Source organism: Metapseudomonas resinovorans DSM 21078 (assembly GCF_000423545.1).
Lineage (GTDB): Bacteria > Pseudomonadota > Gammaproteobacteria > Pseudomonadales > Pseudomonadaceae > Metapseudomonas > Metapseudomonas resinovorans.
In genome coordinates this window covers 114,330-121,283 of sequence record NZ_AUIE01000024.1, presented here as the reverse complement: position 1 = coordinate 121,283, position 6,954 = coordinate 114,330, and the positions used below count along the sequence as shown (strand labels likewise).

Here is a 6,954-nt window from a genome sequence, read left to right as displayed (position 1 = left end):
TACCGACCTTGAGCACGCTCTTGGAGGCGCGCAGTTTGGCGGTCAGGCCGAGTTCGCCGTACTCGTCCTGGGCGCGGCCGGTTTCACGGTCGCGCTTGAGCAGGCCGGTGTTGCTACGGTCGGCGCTGGAGTCGAGCTTGACGCCGAGCAGGCCGAGGGCATCGACGCCCACGCCGACGCTGCCCTCGGTGTAGCCGGATTCGTAGCGCAGGAGAAAGCCCTGGGCCCATTCCTCGGCTTTGGCCTGGGGGGCGTTTTCCTGGCGGAAGTCGCGGTTGAAGTAGAAGTTACGCAGTTCCAGGCTGGCCTTGCTGTCCTTGATGAACTCGGCCTGGGCAATGCCGGGCAGGGTGAAACTGGCGCCAATCGTGGCCAGGGCCACGGCTCGCGCGAGCGAGGTCTTGCTCATTGTTATTGTCTCCTCGTTGGATTGCAGGTCGGTCGGGTCGTCCTGTTACAACGAGGTGACTAAAGCATTTCGTTACATTTCCTGTCTGTTAGACGATGGTCGGCCGCTCACTGGACCCACTGCGGGTAGTAGCCGAGCGCGTCCTGCACCTTGGCATCGTGGGCCGGAACCACCGTGAGCCCGGGTTCGCGCTGGAGTAGATCGTGAACCTTCTGCAGCTGGGCGCGGGTGGCTTCGCGGTCGTTGTCGACCATTCTGCTGCTGACCCAGAACTTCTCCTTCGGCCCGGTGAAGCCTTCCAGGCGCCAGCTGGCATCGCCGGTGAAAAAGAATCGTCGTCCGTCGTCCAGGGTCAGGAACAGGCCCACCGAACCGGGCGAATGGCCGCTCAGCGGCACCAGCACCAGGCTGCGGTCGCCGAACAGGTCGAGGCTCTCCTCGAAACCCATGAACGGCACGGGCAGGAAGGTGAAGGGATGCCATTTGACGCCGTGGGCGAACTGGCTGGGCAGTATCGCCGGCGGCGTCGCGATTTCGGTGAACTCGATCTCTTCATAAGGCGCCCAGACCGGAACTTCGGGGAAGTCCGCCAGGGCCGAGGCGTGATCCCAGTGAGCGTGGCTCAGGACGATGCGGTCGATGCGGATGCCGTCACGGTCGAGCTGGTCGCGGGCCGGAGTTACGCTGCCGTATTGCATCAGTGGCTTGTCCCACCAGGGCATCTCGCGGCTGAACTGGTTGTCCACCTGGCGCCCGAGGCCGGTATCGAACAGCAGGGTGGCGGCATGGTGCTGGATCAGCAGCGCCACATGGTTGGCCTTCACCTTTTCGGTCCACTTTCCATCGGCCACGGTAAAGGCATCCAGGGTTTCGGTTTCAGCGGTCTTCACCAGGGCGAAGCGCAGGCCCTCGGCCTGGGCGAAGAAGCTGAACGTGCTGAGCAGGAGCAGCAGGACGTACGAACGCGGGTGCATGGATTCAGTGTCCTTGGGGCAGGAATGGAGAGGGACGTGGTGAGTTGAAGCTCAGCGGCAGGCGGCTTCGACGCAGGCGCCAGCGGCCTGGGGTCAGGGCCACCAGGCGCTCCGCGCCGGGCAGGTCTGGCAACTCGCCTGAGCCGGTCTGGTCCGGCCAGAGGATTTCCGCATGGGCTTCCAGGTGCAGCAGGTCACCGCTGTTGAAGTCGACCCAGAGCAGGCCGCATCGGGGCTCCAGCAGCAGGTTGCCGAGGGTGTTGAACATCTGGTTGCCGCTGTAGTCCGGCAACCAGAGGCGGCCGTCTTCGCCCAATCGCGCGAAGCCCGGCGTGCCGCCACGGTGGGAAATGTCGACGCCGCCGGTCTGCGGGTCCAGATGCTGGCTGGCAATGAACAGGGTATCGCTGCGCTCCACCAACCCCAGCCAGCGCGGATCCAGACCGTTGCCTTGTTCCAGGGGGCCTGCCGGGCGCGCTTCCCAGTGCCAATCGCGAGCCTGGATGTACTTTGGGCAATTGCCGAATGACTGTTGCACGGCGACGGTGAAGCCCTCTCGGTCGCTGTCTACCAGCGGGCCGTTCAGGCGATTGCGCCGCCGTGTCGGCAGTTCCAGGCCGAGCAGGCCCAGGCGTGCGGCGCCGTGCAGATTGGCGGTCAAGGGGTCGTCGGCTTCCGGGCGGGCGTTGATCCGCAGCAGGCTGGGCTCTGGCGAATGAGCAAAACCCGGCTTGCCCCAGAGTACGGAGGCCTGGGGCTGGCCGTTGCTGTCCAGGCTGCCGACCAGCATCCAGGGCAACTGGGCGAAGAACTGCCGATGCTGCTCCGGCATATGGTCGCGGATCATCCGGCTGCCCATCGCTTCCACCTGCTCGCGCACGCCAATACGGCTCTGAATCGCTTGTTCGCCGGGGTGGAAAGGACTGTTCATGGTGACCTCCAGATCGCTTAGAAGTGGGGCAGCTCGACGTAGCCGGGCAGGGCACGAATGCGCGCGAACCAGGTGTGCAGGTGCGGGTAGGGCGCCAGATCCAGACCGCCCTCGTCGGCCATGGCCAGGTACGGGTAGACCGCTACGTCCGCGATGGTGGGGTGCTCGCCGACCAGCCATTCACGTTCGGCCAGATGCGCGTTTACCAGTTCCAGTGTCTGGCGGCCACGGGCCTGGGCGTCCTCCAGATCCACCGGGCGACCGAACTTCAGCCCGATTCGCGCTCTTGCTGCGCCGTTATGGATCTCGTTGGCTGTCAGGCTCAGCCAACTGGCAATCTGGGACTGGACAACGGCGTCCAGCGGGTACCAGTGCGTATCCGCGTAGCGTCTGGCCAGATAGACCAGGATGGCCTGGGAGTCGACCAGCGGCTGGCCATCGTCTACCAGTACAGGAACCTGGCCGCGTGGGTTGAGCGCGAGGAACTCGGCACACTTCTGCGCGCCCTTGGGCAGGTTCACCGTCAGCAATTCGGCCGGCTGACCAATCAGGCCGAGGAACAGGCGGACCTTGTAGCAGTTGCCGGAGAGGTAGAAGTCGTGGAGTTGCATGACGAGTCCTTCGCGATGAATTGTGGATTGGAGAATAGACAGACAGGTCTGTATATTTCAAGGGCAAAATTTGCGTTGCCCTGCGATTCCGTACCCTGTGTGGTTTGAGCCGGCCAGGGCGGATGCGCATAATGCGTCGGTTCAGGAGGCTGCAATGGCATCGAGCAAACGCGATCAACTGGTCAACACCGCCCTCGCGCTCTTCTATCGCGAAGGCTTCCATGCCACCGGAATCGACCGCATCCTGGCTGAGTCCGGTGTGGCAAAGATGACCCTCTACAACCACTTCAAGTCCAAGGACGAGCTGATCATCGCCGCCTTGGAGTCCCGCTTCGCGCCTGCGGCCGAGCGTTTGGCTTGGGCGTTCGAGCACCTGCCACCGCGGGAAGCCATCCTGCGGGTGTTCGACGGGCTGGCCGAGTGGCTCCGGCAGGACGAATTCTGCGGCTGTGCGTTCATCAACGCCGCTGCCGAATTCCATGATCGCGAGCACCCGGTGCATCGCCTCGCCGCGTCCTACAAGATCGCCACGCAAAATTACTTCCGCGATGCCCTGATACGCCTGAAGGCCGCCCAGCCTGATCGCCTGGCGCGTCAGTTGCAGTACTTGATGGAGGGGGCGATCAGCATGGCCCACATCCAGGGGCCGGGCGATCAGGCGCTGGAGGCCAAGGACGCTGCCAATGTGCTGCTCGAGGCGGCTGGTCTTTGATCAGTCGCTGCCTGTAAGCAGCAGGGCTTCACCGGCTTCTATGGCCTGCAGGCCACCGCATATCAGCACCGCGTCACCGTCCTGCAACAGTGTCTCGTCGGCCGACTGCAAGGGCGCGCCCAGGCGACGTATGCCCTGCACTTCGAGACCCAGTCGCTCAAGACGCAAGTCGCCCAGGGTGCGGCCGCACGCATAAGCGCCTTCGTTCAGGTTCACAGCGTGCAGCAGCCGTCGCGGCTGCCCATGGGCATCCACCAGATTGGCCTGGCCGCCCGGGTAATAACCATGGAGCAAGCGATAGCGGTTGCGTCGCACCGCTTCCATATGAGCTTCCACCCGGCTGCGGGGCAGGCCCAGCAGCACCAGCGCATGAGAGGCCAGCATCAGGCTGGACTCCATCACCTCCGGCACGACCTCGGTGGCTCCGGCCGCCTGGAGCCTGGCCAAGTGGCTGTCGTCACGGGTGCGTACCAGTATCGGCAAGGCAGGGTGCAGCTGGCGTGCGCTTTGAACCACCTTCAAGGCGATGTCGGCATCGTTCACCGCGACCACCAGCAGTCGCGCTCGCAGGGTGCCCACAGCTTCCAGTAGATCCGCCCGGCGGGAGTCGCCGAAGTGCACGTTGCGCTCTCCGGCAGCGGCTTCTTCAATCCGGACCGGATCGTCGTCCAGTGCGACAAAGGGAATTGCCTGTTGCTCCAGGATGCGCGCGATGGATTGGCCAACGCGGCCATAGCCGCAGATCACCGCATGGTCATTCAGCGTTGTGCTGTGCGCCGCGATCGCTTCCAACGGGTCGGCGCCCCTCGCGCGTCGCTGCAGGTACGCCGCCAGCCTTGGGGCGGAGCGCAAGAGCGGCGGGGTGAGGACCATGGAACAGAAGATTGCGCTGAGCAACAGGCTGGCCTGCTGCCCGTCCAGGAGGCGGCCATGCTGCGCCTGGGTTACCAGGGCGAAGCAGAACTCGCCACCCTGTGCCAGTGCCACGCCGGTGCGCCAGGAGGTTTCGAGATCATTGCCCCGCAGCCTTGCCAGCAGGGCGATAACGCTGCCTTTTACCAGCAGCAGGGTGAGCGCAATGCCAGCAATCAGCGCGCCGTGCTCGGCGAACTGGTTCAGGTCGATGAGCATCCCCACGCTGACGAAGAACAATCCGAGGAGAATGTCGCGAAAGGGGCGGATATCGGCTTCCACCTGATGGCGATAATGGCTTTCGCCCAGGAGCATCCCCGCCAGGAAGGCGCCGAGCGCCATGGACAGGCCCAGCAGGTGGGTGATCCAGGCCGTCAGCAGCACGATGACCAGCGCCAGCATGACGAACAGTTCTGCCGAGTGGACCTGGGCCACCTCGCGAAACAGCCGGGGCAGAAGCCAGCGACTGACCGCCAGCAGGCCAACGAACAGCAGCAACGTCTTGCCAAGGGTGATGGCTACCGCCCAATACCAGGCGTCCTGCCGGTCACCGGTGAGGGCGGGCACCAGCGTAAGCAGGAGCACCGCAACGAGGTCCTGGAAAATCAGCACACCGATGGCGTTCTGCCCATGAGGGGAAAACACTTCGCCCAGGCTGCCCAGCTCTTTACCCACGATCGCCGTCGACGAGAGCGCGAGGCCGGCACCTATCAGGCAGGCCACGCCGATATCCATCCCGATCCATAGCAGCAGGCCTGTCAGTGGCAGGCCGCAGGCCAGAACCTGCAGGCTGCCGAAACCGAAAACCACCTGGCGCAGGGCGATCATCTTCGGCAGCGAGAACTCCAGTCCCAGCGTGAACAGCAGGAACACCACCCCCATCTCCGCCAACTGAGGCAGGTTGTCGTCATAGTCGACCCAGCCGAAAGCTGAGGGGCCCAGCAGCAGGCCCACGCAGAGGTAGCCCAGAACCGGCGGGAGCCGCAGGCGGTGGAACAGCGCAATGACCAGTAGCGAGGTCGCCAGGATGATCAGCAGGTTGCCGGGCAAGGGTGCGGCCTCCGGAGGCTATGGGGACGCTTTCAGTTATAGCGCCTGGTGATGGGGGCGGGGACGATCACCCGATGTGAACCGGCCATCGCCTTCGATTCAAGTTTTGCAGCGCCCGGCCGCCACAGAGGGACACCGCTGACTCCGGATGCCCCGTCATGAATGCCCTGGCTTCTCTCGCTTCTTCCGCCCAACGTTCCGCGTTCCCCGGTCTGGCTTCCGCTTTCGCGCGCAAGCAGGTGGATGCGCAAGAGGCCCTGGCCAGCCGTCTCGGTGAGCGCCTGGGGCTGGAGCCGGGCGCCCTCAACGACAAGGCGTCCAACTACAGCCCGGAGAAGGTCGCGGACCGTGTGCTCGGTTTCATCGACCAGCGCCTGAGCAAAGAGAAGGCTGAAGGGGCAGACTCGGCCAAGCTGCAGGGCCTGCTCGATCAGGCACGCGCCGGGATACAGAAGGGATTCGATGACGCGCGGAAAATACTTGATGGGCTGGGTGTGCTCGGCGGCAAGGTGGTTGAGGACATCGACGACACCTTTGGCCGTATCCAGGACGGCCTGGACAAGCTGCAGAAGACCTACACCCAGCCCGCACAGGCCACTCAGGGTGAGGGGGCCGTGGCGGTTGCCGGCTACAGCGAGCGTTTTGCTGCCAAGGCTGAAACCTTCGACCTGGAGGTGAAGACCCGCGACGGCGACAGGCTGCGTATCTCCATTGCCCAGGCGTCGGCCAGTTGGTCGCGCAGCAGTGTGGTGGCGGCGAGTGACGGCAAGAACGCCCTGGTGGCCGCCAGCAGCCAATCGTCCAGTCTGCAGATCGGTGCCTGGCAGATCGAAGTCGACGGGGAGCTGGATGACGAGGAGAAAGCTGCCCTGAGTGACCTGCTCGGCCAGGTCCAGGACATCTCCAGCAAGTTCTACTCCGGCGACGTGGCCGGCGCCTTCGACCGCGCCATGGCCCTGGACATGGACGGCGAGCAACTGGCCTCCATGTCGATGCGCCTCACCCAGACCAAGGTCATGCAGGCGACCGACGCCTATGGTGCCGTCGCCCAGCAGGGCGGCCAGGCGGCCAGCGCGGTCAATGGCAGCCTCAAGGACTACGCCAACAGCCTGCTGGATGCCCTGCGCAGCGCCGGTGAGCTTGCGGACAATGGCCGCGACACCCTGGAACAATTGCTCAAGGGCGGTTTCGCCCTCGACGAACGGTTCGACCCAAGCCAGCTGGCCAAGGCCGAAGCCTTCAACAGTCGCCTGCTGGACGGCCTACAGCCCTTGCTGGACAAGGCTCAGGGCCAATCCACCGACGCCTGACGCGTGCTAGAATTCGCGCCTTGCTGATCTTCGAGGCGCGTCGCA

General features: G+C 64.5%; 7 protein-coding genes. 2 read left to right on the top strand and 5 right to left on the bottom strand.

Going from position 1 to position 6,954, the window contains the following annotated elements:
• The 4 genes from G559_RS0117655 to G559_RS0117640 all read right to left on the bottom strand — a co-directional run.
• Positions 1-409 (bottom strand): OprD family outer membrane porin (locus G559_RS0117655; protein WP_028629510.1); only part of this gene is annotated, 409 nt, incomplete at its 3' end.
• Positions 410-516: 107 nt separating this feature from the next.
• Positions 517-1,383 (bottom strand): MBL fold metallo-hydrolase, encoded by an 867-nt coding sequence (locus G559_RS0117650; protein ID WP_028629509.1) that lies wholly within the window; start codon positions 1,381-1,383, stop codon positions 517-519.
• Positions 1,384-1,387: 4 nt separating this feature from the next.
• Entirely contained in the window at positions 1,388-2,314 is a 927-nt protein-coding gene (locus G559_RS0117645; protein ID WP_028629508.1) for a pyridoxamine 5'-phosphate oxidase family protein, read from the bottom strand.
• Positions 2,315-2,331: 17 nt separating this feature from the next.
• The gene (locus G559_RS0117640; RefSeq protein WP_028629507.1) at positions 2,332-2,925 is read right to left on the bottom strand and encodes a glutathione S-transferase family protein; all 594 of its coding nucleotides are present in this window, start codon (positions 2,923-2,925) and stop codon (positions 2,332-2,334) included.
• 154 nt (positions 2,926-3,079) lie between these two features.
• On the opposite strand from G559_RS0117640, the gene G559_RS0117635 reads away from it, so the two are divergent.
• Entirely contained in the window at positions 3,080-3,637 is a 558-nt protein-coding gene (locus tag G559_RS0117635) for a TetR/AcrR family transcriptional regulator (protein ID WP_028629506.1), read from the top strand.
• Here G559_RS0117635 and G559_RS0117630 read toward each other — a convergent pair whose 3' ends face one another.
• The gene (locus G559_RS0117630) at positions 3,638-5,599 is read right to left on the bottom strand and encodes a monovalent cation:proton antiporter family protein (protein ID WP_028629505.1); all 1,962 of its coding nucleotides are present in this window, start codon (positions 5,597-5,599) and stop codon (positions 3,638-3,640) included. It lies immediately after the preceding gene.
• Positions 5,600-5,757: 158 nt separating this feature from the next.
• Between G559_RS0117630 and G559_RS0117625 the strand changes: the two genes are divergently transcribed.
• Positions 5,758-6,909 carry a DUF5610 domain-containing protein gene (locus G559_RS0117625; protein ID WP_028629504.1) on the top strand — a complete coding sequence of 384 codons (1,152 nt, stop codon included), beginning with the start codon at positions 5,758-5,760 and terminating at the stop codon, positions 6,907-6,909.
• The last annotated feature ends 45 nt before the right edge of the window (positions 6,910-6,954 follow it).

What these genes read in the sequence shown, in the direction of transcription:
- G559_RS0117625 (WP_028629504.1), top strand. Translation starts at nt 5,758, where the DNA reads ATGAATGCCCTGGCTTCTCTCGCTTCTTCCGCCCAACGTTCCGCGTTC.
- G559_RS0117650 (WP_028629509.1), bottom strand. Translation starts at nt 1,383, where the DNA reads ATGCACCCGCGTTCGTACGTCCTGCTGCTCCTGCTCAGCACGTTCAGC.
- G559_RS0117645 (WP_028629508.1), bottom strand. Translation starts at nt 2,314, where the DNA reads ATGAACAGTCCTTTCCACCCCGGCGAACAAGCGATTCAGAGCCGTATT.
- G559_RS0117635 (WP_028629506.1), top strand. Translation starts at nt 3,080, where the DNA reads ATGGCATCGAGCAAACGCGATCAACTGGTCAACACCGCCCTCGCGCTC.
- G559_RS0117640 (WP_028629507.1), bottom strand. Translation starts at nt 2,925, where the DNA reads ATGCAACTCCACGACTTCTACCTCTCCGGCAACTGCTACAAGGTCCGC.